The organism is Saccharopolyspora sp. CA-218241 (assembly GCF_050954615.1).
GTDB classification, from domain to species: Bacteria; Actinomycetota; Actinomycetes; order Mycobacteriales; family Pseudonocardiaceae; genus Saccharopolyspora; species Saccharopolyspora cebuensis.
Map to the genome: position 1 here is coordinate 3,393,745 of NZ_CP191860.1, position 16,934 is coordinate 3,410,678.

Sequence of the window (16,934 nt, forward strand, 5' to 3'; positions counted from 1 at the left end):
CGGGCGCCGCCGGGGTTTCACCTCGAAAGAGGTCGGCAACCCGCCTGCTAGGAGGTCCTCCCGGGCAGAGCGGGGCGCCCGGCCGGCACCGCCCCGCGATCCGTTCTGCGAGGAGTCCCATGGCACGACAGCAGCAACCGCCCGACCCGGACCCCGACCGCACCCCCGGACTGGACCCCGGCGGCGGGGTCCCGCCGGGTGAGACCCCACCGGATTCGGCCTCGGCCACCGAGGCCACCACCTTCACCACCCGACCCGGCTCGCGGTCGGCCAAGTGGATCTGGCTGGTGCTCCTCGCCGTGGTCGTGCTGCTGGTGGCCGGGTTCTTCGTCTTCCGCGTCGTGATCGGGTGACCCGGCGGCGCGCTGATCGCCGGGTGCGGGTTTGATCCGGGCCCGCAGCGTCAACCCAGTGTGCGAGGAGCCGCCCGGTGATCGCCGGGCCCGGACCGAGGGAGGAGGTCGTCCCCGTGCGACGGATCGGGATCGGAGCCGTACCGCAGCAGGTGCGCAGGAAGCTCGGCGACGTGGTGCGGTCCGGGATCGCCCGCGGTCGTCGGTTCCGCCGCGACCCGCTGCTGCACACCGGCCCGAGGGTCCCGCCGGACCACCGGCGCGGGCGCTGAGCCCGCCGGCGGGGCGAGGACACAGCTACAGGAGGTGCTGTCATGGCCAGGACTCAGACACACCCGGTGCACGTGGTGCACCGGATCGGCGCCGCGGCGCTGGGCGTGGCACTGCTCGTGTTCGGCGTGCTCGGGCTCGCCCGCAACGTGCCGTGGCTGTTCGCCGGTGAACTCGTGTGGGGCCTGTCCACCAACGGCGCGCTGGCGGTGCTGTCGATCGTGGCGGGGCTGGTGCTGGTCATCTCCTCGGTGTGGGGCGGACGGCTCGCCTCCACGGTGAGCATCGGTCTCGGCGTGCTGTTCCTGCTGTCCGGGTTGGTGCACCTCGGGATCATGCACACCGGCGCCAACGTGCTCGGCTTCCGGCTGTCGAACTGCCTGTTCAGCCTGATCGCCGGGTTGTTCCTGTCGGTGCTCGGGTTCTACGGGCGGGTCAGCGGCGGGCTGCCGCCGGACAACCCGTACCGGCGCGAGCACCCGATCAAGCACCACCGGCCGGACCCGGACGAGCAGATCCGCGCCGAGTCGGGCGACGAGCAGCACCAGCGGATGATGGACGCCGAGATCTCGGTCGCCGAAGGCACCGCGACCCGCGAGCAGGCCGAGGCCGTCGAGCGGGAGCGGGCCCGCAAGCTGGAGCAGGACCGCAAGCACCGCAGCACCCGCTGAACGCGTCCCGCGACGATCGGGGCCCGTCCACCGCGGACGGGCCCCGATCGCGCGCGCTCACCGGGGTTCGACCGGGCGCCGGTTCATCGCCTCGAACGCACCGGCCGTGGCGATCCCGTAGCACAGGTGCGGCACCAGGTCGCTGACCCATGAGTCCGCATCCCAGGTGCGCGGGTCGGTGACGCCGAGCGCGGTCATCGGCGCGTTCGATCCGGCGGCGGCGAGCAGACCGACGCCCACCGCCAGCACCGGCGTCGGCAGCCGCGGCCACCGCCCGCGCGCCACCGCGTACCCGACGCCGCTGGCCACCCCGGTGACGATGCCCAGCAGCGCCCCGGCCGCCGAACGCCGGTTGCCCTCCGCCTCGTCGTCGGAGCTCAGCGAGGTGCCCGCGGCCTGCTCGGCACGGCGCACCGTCTCCTCCGGCGTGCTGCTGGGCCCCCGGGCCCGCAGCAGCATGTCCAGGTAGGTCGTCGCTTGGAGCGCGGTGGTCCCGGCGGCTCCCGCCGCGGCACCGCGCCAGAGGTGGGACATGTCCCCTCCTCGGGCTCGATGTGCAGTTGCAGGCAGGGCTTTCCCGCGCGCGACCGGGCGGAAACCCGGCGGGCACCGCTCCCCCGTTCGGGCGGCGGCCGTTTGCCCCCGCCGCCCATCGGGAACTCCGAAGGACACCGCCGGGAGGACCATGGCCGACGCCCAGGACAGCAACGGGTTCGCGCGGACCGCGCGCGAACTCCGCGACGCCGCGTGGCCGCTCACCGGCTCGGTCCCGTGGTGGTGCGGCACCGGTGGCGACGCGGAGCCCGGCTGGTCCGGGAACCTGGGGACGCTGCTGGGGCTGCCCGGCGCCGCCGACGAGGAGATCCGCGCCGAGTTCGCCCACCTACTCCGGCCGCTGCTCGACGCCGCGGACGCCGACCCCGACCGGCGGGAGTTCGACGTCCACCGGGCCCGCGAATCGCGCGAGACGGGACCGGTGGTGCTGCGCCTGCGCGCCCGGCGGTGCGATGACGAGGCGGGCGGCCTGGTGGGGGTCATCACCGACGTCACCACCGAAGCCGAGGGCAGGCAGGCGCTGGCCGATCTCGCCGAGCGCTACCGGTCGCTCATCGAGCAGCACCCGGAGCCGGTGTGCGTGCACCAGGACGACGTCGTCGTCTACGTCAACGCCGCGGCGCTGCGGCTGGTCGGCGCGGAGACCAGCGCGGCGGTGGTGGGCCGCCCCCTCGCCGACTTCCTGACCAGCGAGACGCGCGACGGGCTGCGCAGGCAGCTCGCGGTGCTCAGCGGCCCGGCGGCCACCCCGCCGGCCACCGGCCACCTGGTGCGGCTGGACGGCTCCGAGGTGCTGGTGGAGGCGGTGTCGGTGCGCACCACCTGGAACGGCCGGTCGGCGGTGCAGGCGGTGCTGCGCGACATCTCCGCGCAGCGGGCCGCCGAAGCGGCGCTGCACGACCAGGCCGCGCTGATGCACCACGTGCACAACGCGATCATCTCGACCAACGGCGACGCGGTGATCACGACCTGGAACCCCGCGGCCGAGGCGATCTACGGCCATCCCGCGCACCGGGCGCTGGGCCGCCCCGCCGCGGAGATGTTCGGCGCCCCGGTGGACCCGGCGGAGCTGGTGGACTCGGGCGGGGTCACCGAGACCGAGCACCGGGACGCGGACGGCACACCGCTGACGATCCGGATCTCGGCGGCGCGGCTGGCCGACGGGTTCATCCTGGTGTGCGCCGACGAGACCGCCCGGCGCCGCGCGGAGGAGCACTACGCCACCGTGGTCGACTCGCTCGGCGAAGGCGTCGTGGTAGTCGACACCGACGGCCGGATCGAATCCGCCAACCCGGCGGCGGCGCAGATCCTCGGCACCACCCGCGAACACCTGCTCGGCCTGCGCGCGGCGACCTGGGCGCTGTACCACCGCAACGGCAAGGCCCTGCATGACCAGGCGCACCCGTCGAGCATGACGGGCCGGACCGGGCAACCCCAGCGGCTGCGCTCGGTGCGGACCGTGCGCGGTGACGGGCGCGGGGTCTGGCTGGCGATCTCCACCCACTCCCTGACCCCCGGGGACCCGCCGCCGCACCCGGTGGTGCTGTCCTTCACCGACATCACCGAGTCCCGCGCCATCCGCAAGCGGCTGGAGCGCCAGGCCGTCCGCGACCCGTTGACCGGGCTCGCCAACCGGAGCACCGTGCTGCGGCGGCTGAGCACCGACCTGCGCACCGCGCGCACGCCGGTCGCGGTGCTGTTCATCGACCTGGACCGGTTCAAGGTGATCAACGACTCGCTCGGCCACCAGTTCGGCGACCGGGTGCTGCGGATGATCGCCCGGCGGCTGTCCGGCATGGTGCGCCCCGACGAACTGGCGGGCCGGCTCGGCGGCGACGAGTTCGTGGTGCTCAGCGGCGGTGAGGTCGGCGACCTGCGCCGGCTCGCCGACCGGGTGCGCTCGGCGCTGGACGCACCGCTCACCGCGCACGGCAGGCAGATCCACGTGGAGGCCAGCGTCGGCATCGCGGTCGCCGACACCGACGACCGGCGCAACGCCGAGGAGGTGCTGCGGGACGCCGACGTGGCGATGTACCAGGCCAAGAGCCGCGGACGCGGGCAGCTGGCGGTGTTCGACGTCGGGCTGCGGGAGCGGATGCAGCGCCACCTCGAACTGGAGCAGGACCTGCGCCGGGCCGGGCGGCTGGACCAGTTGTGGCTGGCCTACCAGCCGATCGTCTCGCTGCCCGAACGCCGACCGGTGGCGGTGGAAGGTCTGCTGCGCTGGACGCACCCGGTGCACGGCACGGTCTCCCCCGGCGAGTTCATCCCGCTGGCCGAGGAGTCCGGCCTGATCCACGACATCGGTGCCCGGATGCTCGGCACCGCGACCCGGGAGCTGGCCGGTTACCGCGGCGGGGGCGGGCTGCCGCTGACGCTGAAGGCGAACCTGTCGGCGCGGCAGCTCGACGACCCGTCGCTGGTCGAGTCGGTGCTGGCGGCGCTGGAGGCGGCGGGATTGCCGCCCGAGGTGCTCTGCCTGGAGATCACCGAAAGCGCGCTGATGGAGGACGTGCGCAACGCCAAGCAGACGCTGGAGTCGGTGCGCCGCGCGGGGGTGGCGCTGGCCATCGACGACTTCGGCACCGGGCACTCGTCGCTGGCGCAACTCCTGCGGCTGCCGGTGGACACGCTCAAGATCGACCGCTCGTTCACCGCCCGGATCGGCGCGGCGGCCGAGGCGCGGGCGATCGTGCAGAGCATCATCGCGATGGCGCACGCGGTGGGGCTCTCGGTGATCGCCGAGGGCGTGGAGGACGCCGAGCAGCTCGCGGTCCTGGTCGACCTGGGCTGCGACGAGGTGCAGGGCTTCTACTTCGGCCGGCCCACCCCGATCGCCGAGCTCCCCGACGTGCTCGCCGGGATCACCCCGGAGGTGGAGGTGCCCGCGCAGCAGCCGAGCACGGCGGACACCCCGGCGCACCGGCTCCGGTGATCCGCGGCCCGCGACCGGCGGCGAATCGGGGACCGCGCGCCCGGCGGATCGCTATGCTGATCGAGCCCACCCGGACGGGTGAGGTACCGGGAGGGGTGGCGATGGATCCGATCAGCCTGGTGGTCGGCGGGGTGCTGCTCGCCCTCGGTTTCGCGGCGGGGCGGTTCGGCCGGGTCCGGTCGAAGGCGCGGGCGAAAGAGCAGCTCACCGCGTCCTGCGGCTGCGGCCACGGCCTCGACCAGCACGATCCCGAGGACGGCACCTGCCACGCCGAACTGCGGCGCTCGCGGTACGTCGAGGGGGGCTGGGACGGGCACGAGTACGTCCCGTGCACCTGCCGCCAGTACGTCGGGCCCCGCCCCGTGGAGGAGCTGTTCGCCCCGAAGTACCTGCCGCCGAGCGGCTGACGACCGCGTCCGGTCCGGCCGCCCGACGGCGGGCGACGGTCACCGGGTGATCAGCCGGGTTGGCAGTGCGGGCACCACACCGTCGCGCGACCGCCGAACCGGCCGCGCCGCAACGCCGTCGAGCAGCGCGGACAACGGCCGTCGTGCTCGTCGCGGTGCCCGGTGAGCCAGGACGGCCGGTCCGGTACCCGTCCGACGCGGCTGGCTTGCCGCAGCACCGCGCCCATCCGCCGGTGCAGGTTGGTCCACTCCGGGGCGCGCAGCTCGGTGGTGGCCGCGTCGGGGGCAACCTGGACCGCCACAGGATCTCGTCGACGCAGAGGTTGCCGAGCCCGGCGAGGGCGGTCTGGTCCATCAGCGCGGGCTTGAGCTGCCTGCGGGAGCGGGTCAGCCGGGCGCGCAGGTCGTCGCGGTCGATCGCGGCGGCGTCCGGGCCCAGATCGCCCAGCACGTCGTCGGCCTCGGACTCGTCGCGGGCCCACCGGAGGCCGGTCAGCTTGCGCATGTCCCGGTAGCGCAGCGCACCCCCGTCGAACTCGAACACCACCCGGTCATGCCGGTGGTCCGGCTCGTCGGTGCCACCCCACACGAAGGCCCCGGTCATCCCGAAGTGGGCCAGCAGCTCCGGGAAGCGCTGGCCCGTGGGCACCACCAGCCACTTGCCGTGCCGGTCCGGCCGCCCGAAGGTCCGGCCGGTCAGCTCCCGGGCGAAGGCGTCGGCGTCCCCGTGCACCACGCCCGCGTCCCGCACCCGGACCCGCCGCGGCGTCGCTCCGGCCGCGTGGTCGGCGACGACCCGGCGGAACCCCTCGACGTCGGGCAGCTCGGGCATACCAGCGGACTACCCGGCCGGGCTCCGGTCCAGTCCGACGACGTCACGCCCAGCAGCTGACATGGGTGCGGCGGTGGCCGTTCTGAGGTGCGGGCGAGCACCTCCTGGTCGGGCGGCCCCCGGCGGACCTCCGCGCGCCCACGGGTCCGGGATCGTCGGCTCGGCAGCGTCGATCGCGTGGTGCGCCTCGCCGCGGGAACTACTCGTCGGGTGGGCCGGTCCGGCCTTCGTCGGCCTCGCCGCCGATCTCCGGGCCGATCGGGGCGTCCAGCTCGTCCTGCTCCCGCACGGCGTCGTGCTCGGGCTGGTCGGCGACCTGCCGTTCGGCCTCGGTCCCCTCCCCGCCGAGGCCACCGGGCTGGCGGCGGACCTGCGCGTCCTCCTCGACCTCCGGTTCGAGGTCGCGGCGGGCCCGTCCGTTCTGCTGTTCCACCATGCCCCGCCGATTACCCGCGGGTCCGGACGGTTAGTCCCGGGCGCAGGCGGTGAAGCGCAACGCGAACGGGTTCAACCCGTAGGGCAGCGGCCGGGCCGGGTCCAGGCGCCGGAACGGGCGCAACCGGAAGTCCTGGTCGCGCAGCAGCACCGCCAGGAAGGTGCTCGCGCTGTAGAGCACCAGCTCCCGGGCCGGGCAGGTGCCGGGACCGGCGCTGAACGGGACGAGCGCCTCGGAGCGCGCGGCGCGACCGTCCAGCCAGGCGTCCGGGTCGAAGCGGTGCGCCTGCGGCACGGTCCGCTCGTCGCGGTGGAAGAACGAGCTGATGATCAGCGCCGTGCCGGCCGCGGGCAGCGCGCCGCCGTCCCACCCGGTGCGGGACGTGCTGTCGCGCAGCACCACGGCCGTGGTGGGCCACAACCGCACCGACTCCAGCACGCAGGCGCGCAGCAGCGGCAGGTCCTGGGGTTCGGTGAGGTCCCGGTCGGCCAGCTCGGCGCGGACCCGCGCCGCGATCCCGTCGTGCGAGGCCAGCAGCGCCAGCGCCCGCACGGTCGCCATCCCGGCCGGGTCGGAGGCGAACAGCCAGTGCGGCACCTGCCCCGCCGGGTCGGTCCCCGGCGCGGCCGGGGTCCCGGCGACCAGGCCCGCGAGGCTGCCCGGCTCGGCGCGGTCGAGGTGCCCGGCGAGGCGGCGGTCGAAGCGGTGGCGCAGCGCGGTCCGGGCGGGCTTGGCGTAGGCCCAGTTGGCATCCCGGCGCAGCTTCTCCAGCAGGCGGGTGAGCTCGGTGTCGTCCCGGGCGCCGTCGCCGAGCAGCACCCGGCGCATCGCCCGGCGCCACGCCGGGGCGAAGTCGTCCCAGCCGAACGCACCGCGGCGCGCGGCCGCCGCACCCGCCTGGCGCGCCTCCTGCTCGATCTTGCCGACCAGCGACCCGGCGAGGTGGTGCACCGGCGCCCCGGTGTCCAGCACCGCCTCGTTGAACCCGCGCCGGGCCGGACGCGACTCCGGGGGCGAGATGAGCACCCCGTGCGGCTGGAAGTGCCGCAATGCGGCGCGCTTCTCCACCGCGTCGAGCGCGAACGGGTCGGGCGAGCCGGCCAGCACCCGCGCCACGTCGCGCGGGGCGAGCAGCAGGTAGAACGAGCGCCCGGGCACCCGCAGGCGCAGCGGGCCGTCGCCGTAGCGGTCGCGCATCCGCTGCAGGAAGCGGACGGTCCGCCGGTCGGCGCCGACCCGGCCGGCCAGCCGCACGGCCGCCGGGCGCCGCGCGATGACGCCTTGGGCGAGGATCGGGACGAGCACGTCGGTCGCGGCGCGGACGGTGTCGGCCGCGGAAGCCTGGGCCGGGGGTGCGGAAGTCATCCTCTCGCTTTCCTCGGAACCCGGTGCGGGAGCCACTCCCGCGGGGTTCAGAACGGCGGTTGGTCGAAGTGCGCGAGCCGGTGCTCCAGGTCGTCGTCGGCACCGGGGGTCCGGAAGCCGGGCGGCATGATCACGCCGGGGTTCCCGCCGTCGACCGCCTCGGTCAGGAACGTCCGCACCACCGCCGGGTCGGGCAGGATCTCGTCGCCCAGGTACCCGAGCGCGGTGGTGTCGCCGTCGTCGCTGATCTTCACCCGCAGCGCCCAGCCGTTGATCTCGTCCCAGGTGAGCAGGAGCGGCAGTTCGGGCAACGTCGGTATGGTCGAGTGCAGCAGGATGATGGCGGTCGCGGGGCCCTTGGAGGCGTCGATGTCCACCACGTCGACGGCGCCGCCGAGCGCGCTGCTCACGACGTGGATGTAGGTCCGCAGGCCACCCGTGGCGCGCTGGGCGTCCATCTCGTCTCCTCGCGTTCGGTGGTCGTGCTCGACGCGGCCCCGGGGGCCGGTTCTCCGGGTATCCCGACGCGCCTCCGGATAATCGTCGGGCAGCTCGAAGGGGGGAAGCCCCGCGCCCGGGTTGCAACGGAAAACCCTCCGTTCGGCGGGAAGCGCATCCGGCCGCACAACACCTACCGTGCACAACTGTCCCATCGTGCGCGGGAGGTGCGCCCATGATCGACGAGCTCGAGCCCTGGACCACGCCGGAGTTCACCGACTACGACACCCCACCGGAGGTCACCGCCTACGTGGCCCGGATGGAGTGAACCACGAGCGCTCCGGGACGGCCGCCCGCGCCCCGCGCGGGCGGCCCACCCGGCCGGAGGTGACGCCCGTGCCCGCGCTCGGCGAACACGAGTTCACCGCGTCGTTGCGCGCGCTGGAATCCCGCTACTGGTCGGCCCACCCGTTCCACGAGCGGCTGCACCGCGGCGCGCTGTCGAAGCGGGAACTGCGGCTGTGGGCCGCGAACCGGTGGTACTACCAGCGGATGTTGCCGCAGAAGGACGCGGCCATCATCAGCAACTGCCCCGTACCGGAGATCCGGCGCCGGTGGCTGGAGCGGATCGCCTACCACGACGGCCGCGCCGACGGCGAGGGCGGCGCGGAACGCTGGCTGCGGCTGTGCGAGGCGGTGGGGCTCGACCGCGCCGAAGTGCTCGACGAACGCCACGTGGTGCCCGGCGTCCGCTTCGCCGTGGACGCCTACGTGACCTTCGCCCGGGAGCAGCCGTGGGCGCTCGGGGTGGCCTCCGGGCTGACCGAGATGTTCTCCGGTGCCCTGATGCGCAGGCGGGTCGTCGACATGCTCGCGCACTACCCCTGGATCGACCGCGCCGACCTCGCCTACTTCACCGACCGGATCGACGCGGTGCGCGGTGAAGGGGCCGAGGCGCTGGAGATCGTCCTGCGCCACTGCACGACCCGGGCGGAGCAGGACGCCGCCGTGGCGGCGCTGGCGTTCAAGTGCGACGTGCTGTGGTCGGTGCTCGACGCCGTCGAACGGGCCGCCGGGTGAGCGCCCCGGCGCTGCGCCGCGGGGTGCGCCTGGACCACGACCACGTCCGGGACCGCCCCGTCGTGCTCTACCCGGAGGGCGTGCTGATGCCGAACCGGACCGCGACCGCGGTGCTGGAGCTGTGCGACGGCCGGACCACCGTCGACGGCATCGCCGAACGGTTGCGCGAGCGCTTCAGCGGGGTCCGCGAACAGGAGGTGCGCGAAGTGCTGGAACGGTTGGTCGAACGCCGGGTGGTGGAGTGGACGTGACCGACGCGCCGCTGGGGATGCTCGCCGAGCTGACCCACCGCTGCCCGCTGCACTGCCCGTACTGCTCCAACCCGCTGGAGCTCCTCGGCCGCGACCGGGAGCTGAGCACCGAAGCGTGGGAATCGGTGTTCGCCCAGGCCCGCGCGCTCGGGGTGCTCCAGGTGAACCTCTCCGGCGGGGAACCGCTGGCCCGCCGCGACCTGCCCGAACTGGTGGGCGCCGCCGCCGGGCACGGGTGCTACGTCAGCCTGACCACCAGCGGCCTCGGGCTCACCGCGGCACGGCTGGCCGAGCTCGTCGAACGCGGGTTGGCGCACGTCCAGCTCTCGGTGCAGGCGGCCGAGGCGGAGACCGCCGACCGGATCGCGGGCACCCGCGCCCACGCGCACAAGCTCACCGCCGCCGAGCTGATCACCGGCGCGGGACTGCCGCTGACGGTCAACGCGGTGCTGCACCGGGACAACCACGACCAGCTAGAGGGGATCATCGCGCTGGCCGAGCGGATGGGCGCCGACCGGCTCGAACTGGCCAACACCCAGTACTACGGCTGGGCGTGGCGCAACCGGGGCGCGCTGATGCCCACCCGGGAGCAGCTCGCCCGGGCCGAGCCGGTGGTGCGCGCGGCGGTGGACCGGCTGCGCGGGCGGATGGAGATCGGCTACGTGCTGGCCGACTACCACGAGGAGTTCCCCAAGCCGTGCATGTCCGGCTGGGGCGCGCGCCAGTTCACCGTGGCACCGGACGGGGTCGTGCTGCCCTGCCCGGCCGCGTCGGTGATCACCGGCCTGGAGCTGGAGTCGGTGCGCGACCGGCCGCTGGCCGAGATCTGGTACGAGTCCGCGTCGTTCAACGCCTACCGGGGCGAGGAGTGGATGCAGGAACCGTGCCGGAGCTGCGAACGCCGGACCGTCGACTTCGGCGGCTGCCGGTGCCAGGCGTTCCTGCTCACCGGGGACGCCGCCGCCACCGATCCGGTCTGCCAGCGTTCCCCGGACCGGGGGCTGGTCGACCTGGCCCTGGAGGCCCCGCCGCGCACCGGCTACGCGATGCGGGGGCCGCGATGAGGGCCGTGCTGCTGGGCACCGCCGCGGGCGGCGGGGTGCCGCAGTGGAACTGCGCCTGCCCGGGTTGCCGGGGCGCCCGCGCGGGCAGGCACCCGGCGCGCGCCCAGGACTGCCTGGCGATCAGCGCGGACGGCGCGTCCTGGTACCTGGTCAACGCCTCGCCGGACATCCGCACCCAGCTCCTCGGGTGCCCGGCGCTGGCCCCGGGGCCCGGTGCCCGGGAGACCCCGCTGCGCGGCGTGCTGCTCACCGACGGCGAACTCGACCACACCACGGGCCTGTTCCAGCTCAAGGAGGCGGGCGGGTTGACCGTGCACGCCCCGGAACCGGTGCTGGCGGCGCTGCCCGCCAGAACCGTGCTGGAGCCGTACGCGCGGTGGGACTGGCGGATCGCCGGGTCCGGCGAGCTCGGCGGGCTGCGGGTGGACGTGCTCCCGGTCAGCGGCAAGCGGCCGAAGTACGCCGCGGACGCCCCCGGCACCTGGGTGGTGGCCTACCGGTTCACCGACCCGGCCACCGGCGGCCGGCTCGTCTACGCGCCCTGCCTGGCCGGGTGGCCGTTCGGCTTCGAGGAGTTCTGCGCCGGAGCCGACGTGGTGCTGCTGGACGGGTCCTTCCACGGCTCCGCCGAGATGTCCGGCGCCACCGGCGGCGACGTCGGCGACCCCGCGCAGCGCGCCATGGGGCACCTGCCGATGGCCGGACCCGGCGGCAGCCTGCGCAAGCCCCGACCGCCCGGCGCCCGGCTGCTCTACACCCACCTGAACAACACCAACCCGGTGCTCGACGAGAGCTCGCCCGAGCACGCCGCGATGCGCGCGGCGGGCGCCGAGCTCGCCCCGGAGGGCGCCGAGTTGGTGCTGTGACGCGGCCCCGACGCCGCGCGAGGTGGTCCGCGCCAGGACCCGAGCGCGCTCCGGGGCGCGGGGTCAGCCCTCCTCGGCCACCTCGGCGGCGACCGGCGGCACCGCCAGCATCGGCTTGTAGTGGCCCTTCGGGTAGGGCTCGCCGATCGGCACCTCGTCCACCTCGACCCAGGCGTGCGCGGCGAACGGGTGGGTGCGCACCCCGGTGCACCACGTCGGCCAGGTGCCGCGCATCCGGCACAGCAGCGCGGTGGCGATCGAGCGCTGCAGGCAGCCCTGCCCGGCGCAGCGCAGGCTCACCGAGACCACGTCGGACCGGGCGGCCCGGGCCTGCTCGGCGGTGGCCGGGGTCGCCCGCCTGCGGGCGAACTCCAGCACCCGGCGCAACCGCGCGGGCCGGGCGCGGGAGAGCAACCGGCCCGCACCGACGGCCAGCAGCGGCAGCACCCGGCGCCGCAGCGGCAACCGCTCCCGGGGCGACAGCGCGACCGGGGCGCTCATGACCGCACCACCAGGCTGGCGCCGCGGAGCTGCTCGACCACCGCGCTGACGTCGCGCTCGGCCTGCTGCGGGTCGATGCCGTGCCGGTCGGCGAGCCCGGCCGCGATGTCCTCCGGCGCGCTGCCGTCGAGCAGCAACCGCAGCACGTGGCTGCCGGTGGTGTTGAGCTGCCAGTAGCGACCGGTGCGCTGGTGCAGCAGCACGGTGCCGTCATCGGTCTCGGTGGTGGACACGTCCGGGTGCAACTGCATGGGCGTCGGGCCTCCTGTCATGGTCGGTGCGGATCAGCCGGTGGCGAGGTCGGGCTCGCCGGTCCGGGTGCCGGGCTGGCGAGGCGCCGGGATCGTCGGGGCGGCGGTGCGCAGCCAGGTCTCGCAGCCGATCAGCGATTCCAGCGCGATCACGGTGGTGTTGTCCGGCTGCGGCGCGGTCAGCCGGGCGCGCAGGTCGTCGGGGTCGATCAACCCGCGGGAGGCCAGCGCCGAATCGGCGAACAGCTCCAGCACCACCGGCAGGTTGCTGCGCAGGCCCACCCGGACGTCCTCGCCGAACTCGCCCTTCGTGGAACGACCGAGCACCTCGGCGGGCACCAGGCCGCGCATCGCGTCGGCCAGCAGCGGCTTGTACCGCCAGGGACCGCCGTGCTCGTGCGGCCGGACCCGCATCACGGCCTCGATCACCCGGTCGTCCAGGTACGGCATCTCCAGCTCGACGTCGGCTTCCTCGTACAGCCGGGCGAGCAGCCGGTAGCGCGCTGCGTTCGCCCGCACCACCACCATGAGCTGGTGCAGGCCGGGGTCCTCGGCGAGCGGGTGGGCGTCCTCGGACGCGCGGCGCAGCGCCTCGCGGGCCAGTTCCACACCGCCGTCGGTGACCCACGGCGAAGCGCGCAGCGGTCCGGTCCCCCACGCCAGCACGGCGCGGCGCAGCGGCGGTGCCGGATAGGTCAGCCGGTCCGCCTGCACCCGCCACCACGCGTCCAGCGTGGACGGGGTGAGGATCTGGCCCAGCGTCGACCACAGCGGCCAGCGGCGCAGCGCCACGCTGCCGCGCAGGTGCCGCCACGCGGTCAGCGGGTGCCGCCGGATGAGCCGGTGCAGGTAGCCGGGAAGCGGGCAGAAGACCTCGTCGCCGCCGTGCCCGGCGAGGTGCCTGCGGGAGCCGCGCTGGGCCAGCCACCGGGCGTTGTGCCGGGTGCGCGCGATCGTCCGGCTCATCACGTACGGCTCTTCCTCGGTGACCGGCACGTCCGGATCGGCGAAGATCTCCGGGAGTTCGGATTGCGGCAGCACCAGGTGCTCGACGCCGGGGAGCTCGCGCGCCGCCTGGGCGGCGTAGAGCGCGTCGTCGTTGCCCGCTTCGGCCTCGCCCCAGCGGAAGCTGAACAGGTCCGGGGCGTCCCGGGCGGCCAGGAAGCACACCGTGGTCGAGTCCATGCCGCCGGAGAGGTCGCTGCTGAGCCTGCCCTCCTCCGGGGCTCGCCCGCGCACCACCTCGGTCAGGGCCTCGCGCACCACCGCGGCGCCCTGCTCCAGCGACAGTTCTGCCGGAGGGGCGTGCCACCACCGGGCCTCCCGCTCCTCGTCCCGGTCCCACAGCACGCAGTGGTCCGGGGCCACCGCGACCACCCCGGACCAGGTGCTGCGGTCCCCGGCCGGGGGACCGAGCTGCACGCCGCAGGCGACCCGGACGGCCAGCGCCTCCTCGTCGATCCCGGCGCCGGTCATGGTGGCGAGCACGTCGGCCCGGTCGGAGGCCACCGGAACGCCGTGCACCCGCGAGCGGAAGACGCGCCGCAGCCCGGAGAGGCTGCCCTGGACGCGGACCTGGCCGCGCACCGAGGCGACCAGGTGGCAGGAGCCGAGCACCGCGCCCACGATCTTGTCCACATCGGACAGATCGGTGATCCGCGCGGCGAGCTCCGCCAACCGGTCCGCGTCCGCCGGGCTCCGGCCGATCACCGCCAACCGCACCGGACCCGCGGTGGCCAGCACGACGTCGTCGCGGGTCACCAGCCACGGACGTCCCGACGCGTGGGTGTACACGCGGGCGGACTCGAACGGCACCGCCACCCGCAGCTCGCCCGCGCCGATCGAATCCGGCAGCACCACGAAGCCAGCACTCCTCGTCACCACGCACTCCTCACGCCCGCGCCACCGCGGGCCGTTCCGCAGGCTCCGCCGCGCCGCCGCGCCGCGAACCACCTCGCCGCACCGGGGAACCCGCCCGCGTTCCGGACCCGGGCGGTCGCCCTCGGCCGCACCGGGCTCCGACTTGGCATCACCCGCAGCGACCGTGCGAACACGAAGAGCATCGTTGAGGCCGGTCCAAGATCGCGTCAATGGAGCACGGGGGCCCTCACCCGCTCAGACGGGACGAATCAACCAGCCCGGTGAACGATCACCGCCCGTGTTGACGCACGCCGCTGACGTGGGCAAACGGCGCGACGTCAGGAGCGCGGCGCGGCGGTGGACCCGCGGACCACCAACCGGTGCGGCGTGGCGCGGCGGCGCGGCCGCGCGGACTTCGGCTTGAGCGCCATGAGCAGCGCCTGCTCCCCCAGCTCCGCCATCGGCAGCCGCACGGTGGTCAGCGCCGGCGCGAGGTGCTCGGCGACCGCCACGTCGTCGAACCCCGCGACCGACATCCGCTCCGGCACCGGCACGCCGCGCTCCCGCAGCACCGCGAGGGCGCCGATGGCCATGTCGTCGTTGAGCGCGATCACCGCCGTGGTGCCCGGGTGCTCGTCGAGGATGCGCGCCATCGCGCGCTTGCCGCCGTCCCGGGTGAACGGCGCCTCCACCACGGGGAGGTTCGCCAGGGCCAGCCCGGCAGCGGACAGGGCCTGCTCGGCACCGGCGAGGCGGTCGGCGACGGTGGTCAGCTCCAGCGAGCCGGCGGCGAAGGCGATCCGCCGGTGCCCGAGGGACAGCACGTGCTCGGTGATGGTGCGCCCGCCCGGCACGTTGTCCGGCAGCACCGCGTCGACGCCCAGGTGGTGCCTGCCGATCACCGCGACCCTCCCGCCGGAGTCCTGGAACCCGCGCAGCTCCTCCTTGACGGCGAGCTGGGTGCGGGGATCGACGAACCCGGAACCGGCGATGATGACGGCCCGCACCCGGTTGGCGATCAGCGCGCGCACCTGGACCAGCTCGTTGTCGGGCTCGCGCCCGGTGTGGCAGATCTGCACCGTCAAGCCCTCCCGGGCACCGACGCCCAGGACCCCGCTGGCGATCTCGGAGAAGTAGGGGTCGCCGATCTCGTGCACCAGCAGGCCGACGCTGGTGCTGGCGCCCCCGGCGAGGGACCGGGCGTGGGCGTCGGCGACGTAGCCGAGCTCGGCGGCCACCTCCCGCACCCGCGCGGCGATGGTGTCGCTGACGCCCTTCGACCCGGACAGCGCCCGGGAGGCCGCCGCGATCGAGACCCCGGCGGCCTCCGCCACGTCGACCAGCCGGAGCCGCCCGCCCTGCTGCGCCATTCCCGCTCCTCGTCGGTTCCGCATCACCCGTCCGCCTCGCCCGCAGCGGTGCGGGAGCGCCGGACCCCGCCGCACGCTCCCGGCGGCGGTCCGCCCATCGCACCACGATCACGGGAAGTGATCCTTGCCACCCCGTGCGGTGATCCCTATTCTACCGAAAGCGCTTACGAAAGCGCTTTCACACATGCCCCCGACGACGGGTGGACCATGAACAGAGCCAACGGCCTCCGCCTCGGAGCCGCCCTCGCGGCCGGATCGCTCGTGCTCAGCGGTTGCCTGAGCGCGGATTCCAGCGAGCTGGGCGATCCCAACGCGATCCAGATCGGGATCTCGCTCCCGCTCACGGGGGACTTCTCCGAACCCGGCAAGGGCGTGCAGCGCGGCTACGAGGCCTGGGCCGACCACGTCAACTCCCGCGGCGGACTGCTCGGCAAGCAGGTCGAGCTCATCATCCTGGACGACCAGTCCAGCGCCGACCGGGTCGCCTCCGACTACGAGAAGCTGATCAACCAGTACCGCGTGGATCTGGTCTTCGGCCCCTTCTCGACCCGCCTGGTCATCCCCGCCGCGCAGGTGGCCGAGGACTACGGTTACCTGTTCGTCGAACCCGCCGGCGCGGCCGAGGAGATCTTCCAGCAGGACTTCGACAACCTCTTCTACGCCGCCCCGGCCATCGCCCAGGACCACTACGACCACCTCGCCGAGGCGATCCTCGCGCTGCCGCCGGAGCAGCGGCCGAAGACCGCCGCCTACGCCACGATGGACGACCCGTTCGCCCAGGGCACCGCCTACGGGCTGAAGGAAGCCCTGGAAGCGGGCGGCGTCCGCACCGTCGTCGACGAGGTGTACCCGCCCAACACGACCGACTTCGCCTCCATCGCCGCCGAGATCGCCGACTCCCGCGCCGACGTGGTGGTCGGCGGCACCCAGTACCAGGACGCGGTGAACCTGATCGTCGCGCTGCGCCAGCTCGGCTACCAGCCGGACCTGGCCGCCTTCTCCACCGCGCCGACCAACCCGGAGTTCCGCGAGGCACTCGGCGAACACGTCGAGGGGATCGTCTCCCCCACCGGGTACACGCCCACCGCGACCTACCCGTCCAACCGGGAGTTCGTCGAGCACTTCCGGCGGCTGCACGGCACCGAACCGAACGAGGACGAGGCCAACGCCTGGACGACCGGGCAGGTGGTGGCCGCCGCCGTCGAAGCCGTGGGGTGCGCCGACCCCTCGCGCGCCTGCCAGCAGGGGCTGATCGACTGGTTGCGGCACAACGAGGTCCCGACCGTCGTCGGACCGCTGAGCTGGGACCGCACCGGCAAACCGCAAGGCGCCCACCTGATCCAGCAGTACGTCGACGGCGAGATCCGCATCGTGCTCCCGCACGACACCGCCGAAACCGGTCTCGTCTACCCGAAACCGGAGTGGTGAG

The 16,934-nt window shown here is 74.5% G+C and carries 20 protein-coding genes and 1 pseudogene; 11 read left to right on the forward strand and 10 right to left on the reverse strand.

All coding sequences use genetic code 11. The features are described 5' to 3' along the window. Positions 1-119: 119 nt before the first annotated feature. The 3 genes from ACQP0T_RS16170 to ACQP0T_RS16180 all read left to right on the forward strand — a co-directional run bounded on the left by ACQP0T_RS16170 (position 120) and on the right by ACQP0T_RS16180 (position 1,294). Complete coding sequence (locus ACQP0T_RS16170) at positions 120-353, forward strand: DUF6480 family protein (protein ID WP_345360703.1); 234 nt, start codon at positions 120-122, stop codon at positions 351-353. A gap of 116 nt (positions 354-469) precedes the next feature. Then, complete coding sequence (locus ACQP0T_RS16175; protein WP_433868811.1) at positions 470-625, forward strand: hypothetical protein; 156 nt, start codon at positions 470-472, stop codon at positions 623-625. Positions 626-667: 42 nt separating this feature from the next. Continuing rightward, complete coding sequence (locus tag ACQP0T_RS16180) at positions 668-1,294, forward strand: DUF4383 domain-containing protein (protein WP_433868812.1); 627 nt, start codon at positions 668-670, stop codon at positions 1,292-1,294. 57 nt (positions 1,295-1,351) lie between these two features. Here ACQP0T_RS16180 and ACQP0T_RS16185 read toward each other — a convergent pair whose 3' ends face one another. Continuing rightward, positions 1,352-1,828 (reverse strand): hypothetical protein, encoded by a 477-nt coding sequence (locus ACQP0T_RS16185; protein WP_433868813.1) that lies wholly within the window; start codon positions 1,826-1,828, stop codon positions 1,352-1,354. A gap of 151 nt (positions 1,829-1,979) precedes the next feature. On the opposite strand from ACQP0T_RS16185, the gene ACQP0T_RS16190 reads away from it, so the two are divergent. Beyond that, entirely contained in the window at positions 1,980-4,784 is a 2,805-nt protein-coding gene (locus ACQP0T_RS16190; RefSeq protein ID WP_433868814.1) for a sensor domain-containing protein, read from the forward strand. Between the two features lie 101 nt (positions 4,785-4,885). Continuing rightward, the gene (locus ACQP0T_RS16195) at positions 4,886-5,191 is read left to right on the forward strand and encodes a hypothetical protein (RefSeq protein ID WP_433868815.1); all 306 of its coding nucleotides are present in this window, start codon (positions 4,886-4,888) and stop codon (positions 5,189-5,191) included. 50 nt (positions 5,192-5,241) lie between these two features. Here ACQP0T_RS16195 and ACQP0T_RS16200 read toward each other — a convergent pair whose 3' ends face one another. From ACQP0T_RS16200 to ACQP0T_RS16220, 5 genes and pseudogenes are all read right to left on the reverse strand, one after another. Then, complete coding sequence (locus ACQP0T_RS16200; RefSeq protein ID WP_433868816.1) at positions 5,242-5,493, reverse strand: zinc finger domain-containing protein; 252 nt, start codon at positions 5,491-5,493, stop codon at positions 5,242-5,244. Positions 5,494-5,522: 29 nt separating this feature from the next. Beyond that, positions 5,523-6,023 (reverse strand): annotated as a pseudogene (locus tag ACQP0T_RS16205) (DNA-formamidopyrimidine glycosylase family protein); the annotation flags it as partial. A gap of 199 nt (positions 6,024-6,222) precedes the next feature. Further along, positions 6,223-6,459 (reverse strand): hypothetical protein, encoded by a 237-nt coding sequence (locus ACQP0T_RS16210; RefSeq protein ID WP_433868817.1) that lies wholly within the window; start codon positions 6,457-6,459, stop codon positions 6,223-6,225. A gap of 30 nt (positions 6,460-6,489) precedes the next feature. After that, complete coding sequence (locus tag ACQP0T_RS16215; protein ID WP_433868818.1) at positions 6,490-7,824, reverse strand: cytochrome P450; 1,335 nt, start codon at positions 7,822-7,824, stop codon at positions 6,490-6,492. A gap of 47 nt (positions 7,825-7,871) precedes the next feature. Next, positions 7,872-8,282 carry a DUF6292 family protein gene (locus tag ACQP0T_RS16220; protein WP_345360729.1) on the reverse strand — a complete coding sequence of 137 codons (411 nt, stop codon included), beginning with the start codon at positions 8,280-8,282 and terminating at the stop codon, positions 7,872-7,874. Between the two features lie 215 nt (positions 8,283-8,497). On the opposite strand from ACQP0T_RS16220, the gene pqqA reads away from it, so the two are divergent. Genes pqqA through pqqB form a run of 5 tightly spaced genes read left to right on the forward strand, consistent with a single transcriptional unit; the run spans position 8,498 to position 11,523 of the window. After that, on the forward strand, positions 8,498-8,590 hold the full coding sequence (gene pqqA / locus ACQP0T_RS16225) for a pyrroloquinoline quinone precursor peptide PqqA (protein WP_345360731.1): 93 nt from the start codon (positions 8,498-8,500) through the stop codon (positions 8,588-8,590). Positions 8,591-8,649: 59 nt separating this feature from the next. After that, the gene (gene pqqC, locus ACQP0T_RS16230) at positions 8,650-9,342 is read left to right on the forward strand and encodes a pyrroloquinoline-quinone synthase PqqC (protein ID WP_433873744.1); all 693 of its coding nucleotides are present in this window, start codon (positions 8,650-8,652) and stop codon (positions 9,340-9,342) included. Further along, positions 9,339-9,593 (forward strand): pyrroloquinoline quinone biosynthesis peptide chaperone PqqD, encoded by a 255-nt coding sequence (pqqD, locus tag ACQP0T_RS16235; RefSeq protein ID WP_345360737.1) that lies wholly within the window; start codon positions 9,339-9,341, stop codon positions 9,591-9,593. Before pqqC ends, pqqD begins: the two co-directional genes overlap by 4 nt. After that, positions 9,584-10,657, forward strand: a complete 1,074-nt coding sequence (pqqE, locus tag ACQP0T_RS16240; RefSeq protein ID WP_433868819.1) for a pyrroloquinoline quinone biosynthesis protein PqqE — start codon at positions 9,584-9,586, stop codon at positions 10,655-10,657. The genes pqqD and pqqE overlap by 10 nt, the downstream gene beginning before the upstream one ends. Further along, a complete protein-coding gene (gene pqqB, locus ACQP0T_RS16245; RefSeq protein ID WP_433868820.1) occupies positions 10,654-11,523 on the forward strand; it encodes a pyrroloquinoline quinone biosynthesis protein PqqB in 870 nt (289 codons plus the stop codon). The genes pqqE and pqqB overlap by 4 nt, the downstream gene beginning before the upstream one ends. Positions 11,524-11,586: 63 nt before the next feature. Here pqqB and ACQP0T_RS16250 read toward each other — a convergent pair whose 3' ends face one another. The 4 genes from ACQP0T_RS16250 to ACQP0T_RS16265 form a co-directional block, all read right to left on the reverse strand. After that, positions 11,587-12,024: a lasso peptide biosynthesis B2 protein gene (locus ACQP0T_RS16250; protein ID WP_433868821.1), complete on the reverse strand. Its 438-nt coding sequence runs from the start codon at positions 12,022-12,024 to the stop codon at positions 11,587-11,589. Beyond that, the gene (locus ACQP0T_RS16255) at positions 12,021-12,275 is read right to left on the reverse strand and encodes a lasso peptide biosynthesis PqqD family chaperone (protein WP_345360748.1); all 255 of its coding nucleotides are present in this window, start codon (positions 12,273-12,275) and stop codon (positions 12,021-12,023) included. Before ACQP0T_RS16255 ends, ACQP0T_RS16250 begins: the two co-directional genes overlap by 4 nt. A gap of 33 nt (positions 12,276-12,308) precedes the next feature. Beyond that, positions 12,309-14,156 carry a lasso peptide isopeptide bond-forming cyclase gene (locus tag ACQP0T_RS16260; protein ID WP_433868822.1) on the reverse strand — a complete coding sequence of 616 codons (1,848 nt, stop codon included), beginning with the start codon at positions 14,154-14,156 and terminating at the stop codon, positions 12,309-12,311. A 317-nt stretch (positions 14,157-14,473) separates the two neighbouring features. Then, a complete protein-coding gene (locus tag ACQP0T_RS16265) occupies positions 14,474-15,505 on the reverse strand; it encodes a LacI family DNA-binding transcriptional regulator (protein WP_433868823.1) in 1,032 nt (343 codons plus the stop codon). 207 nt (positions 15,506-15,712) lie between these two features. On the opposite strand from ACQP0T_RS16265, the gene ACQP0T_RS16270 reads away from it, so the two are divergent. Then, positions 15,713-16,933 carry an amino acid ABC transporter substrate-binding protein gene (locus tag ACQP0T_RS16270; protein WP_433868824.1) on the forward strand — a complete coding sequence of 407 codons (1,221 nt, stop codon included), beginning with the start codon at positions 15,713-15,715 and terminating at the stop codon, positions 16,931-16,933. The last annotated feature ends 1 nt before the right edge of the window (position 16,934 follow it).

What these genes read in the sequence shown, in the direction of transcription:
- ACQP0T_RS16185 (WP_433868813.1), bottom strand. Translation starts at nt 1,828, where the DNA reads ATGTCCCACCTCTGGCGCGGTGCCGCGGCGGGAGCCGCCGGGACCACC.
- ACQP0T_RS16190 (WP_433868814.1), top strand. Translation starts at nt 1,980, where the DNA reads ATGGCCGACGCCCAGGACAGCAACGGGTTCGCGCGGACCGCGCGCGAA.
- ACQP0T_RS16195 (WP_433868815.1), top strand. Translation starts at nt 4,886, where the DNA reads ATGGATCCGATCAGCCTGGTGGTCGGCGGGGTGCTGCTCGCCCTCGGT.
- pqqB (WP_433868820.1), top strand. Translation starts at nt 10,654, where the DNA reads ATGAGGGCCGTGCTGCTGGGCACCGCCGCGGGCGGCGGGGTGCCGCAG.
- ACQP0T_RS16250 (WP_433868821.1), bottom strand. Translation starts at nt 12,024, where the DNA reads ATGAGCGCCCCGGTCGCGCTGTCGCCCCGGGAGCGGTTGCCGCTGCGG.
- ACQP0T_RS16220 (WP_345360729.1), bottom strand. Translation starts at nt 8,282, where the DNA reads ATGGACGCCCAGCGCGCCACGGGTGGCCTGCGGACCTACATCCACGTC.
- pqqA (WP_345360731.1), top strand. Translation starts at nt 8,498, where the DNA reads ATGATCGACGAGCTCGAGCCCTGGACCACGCCGGAGTTCACCGACTAC.
- ACQP0T_RS16270 (WP_433868824.1), top strand. Translation starts at nt 15,713, where the DNA reads ATGAACAGAGCCAACGGCCTCCGCCTCGGAGCCGCCCTCGCGGCCGGA.
- ACQP0T_RS16215 (WP_433868818.1), bottom strand. Translation starts at nt 7,824, where the DNA reads ATGACTTCCGCACCCCCGGCCCAGGCTTCCGCGGCCGACACCGTCCGC.
- ACQP0T_RS16255 (WP_345360748.1), bottom strand. Translation starts at nt 12,275, where the DNA reads ATGCAGTTGCACCCGGACGTGTCCACCACCGAGACCGATGACGGCACC.
- ACQP0T_RS16180 (WP_433868812.1), top strand. Translation starts at nt 668, where the DNA reads ATGGCCAGGACTCAGACACACCCGGTGCACGTGGTGCACCGGATCGGC.
- ACQP0T_RS16265 (WP_433868823.1), bottom strand. Translation starts at nt 15,505, where the DNA reads ATGGCGCAGCAGGGCGGGCGGCTCCGGCTGGTCGACGTGGCGGAGGCC.
- ACQP0T_RS16210 (WP_433868817.1), bottom strand. Translation starts at nt 6,459, where the DNA reads ATGGTGGAACAGCAGAACGGACGGGCCCGCCGCGACCTCGAACCGGAG.
- ACQP0T_RS16170 (WP_345360703.1), top strand. Translation starts at nt 120, where the DNA reads ATGGCACGACAGCAGCAACCGCCCGACCCGGACCCCGACCGCACCCCC.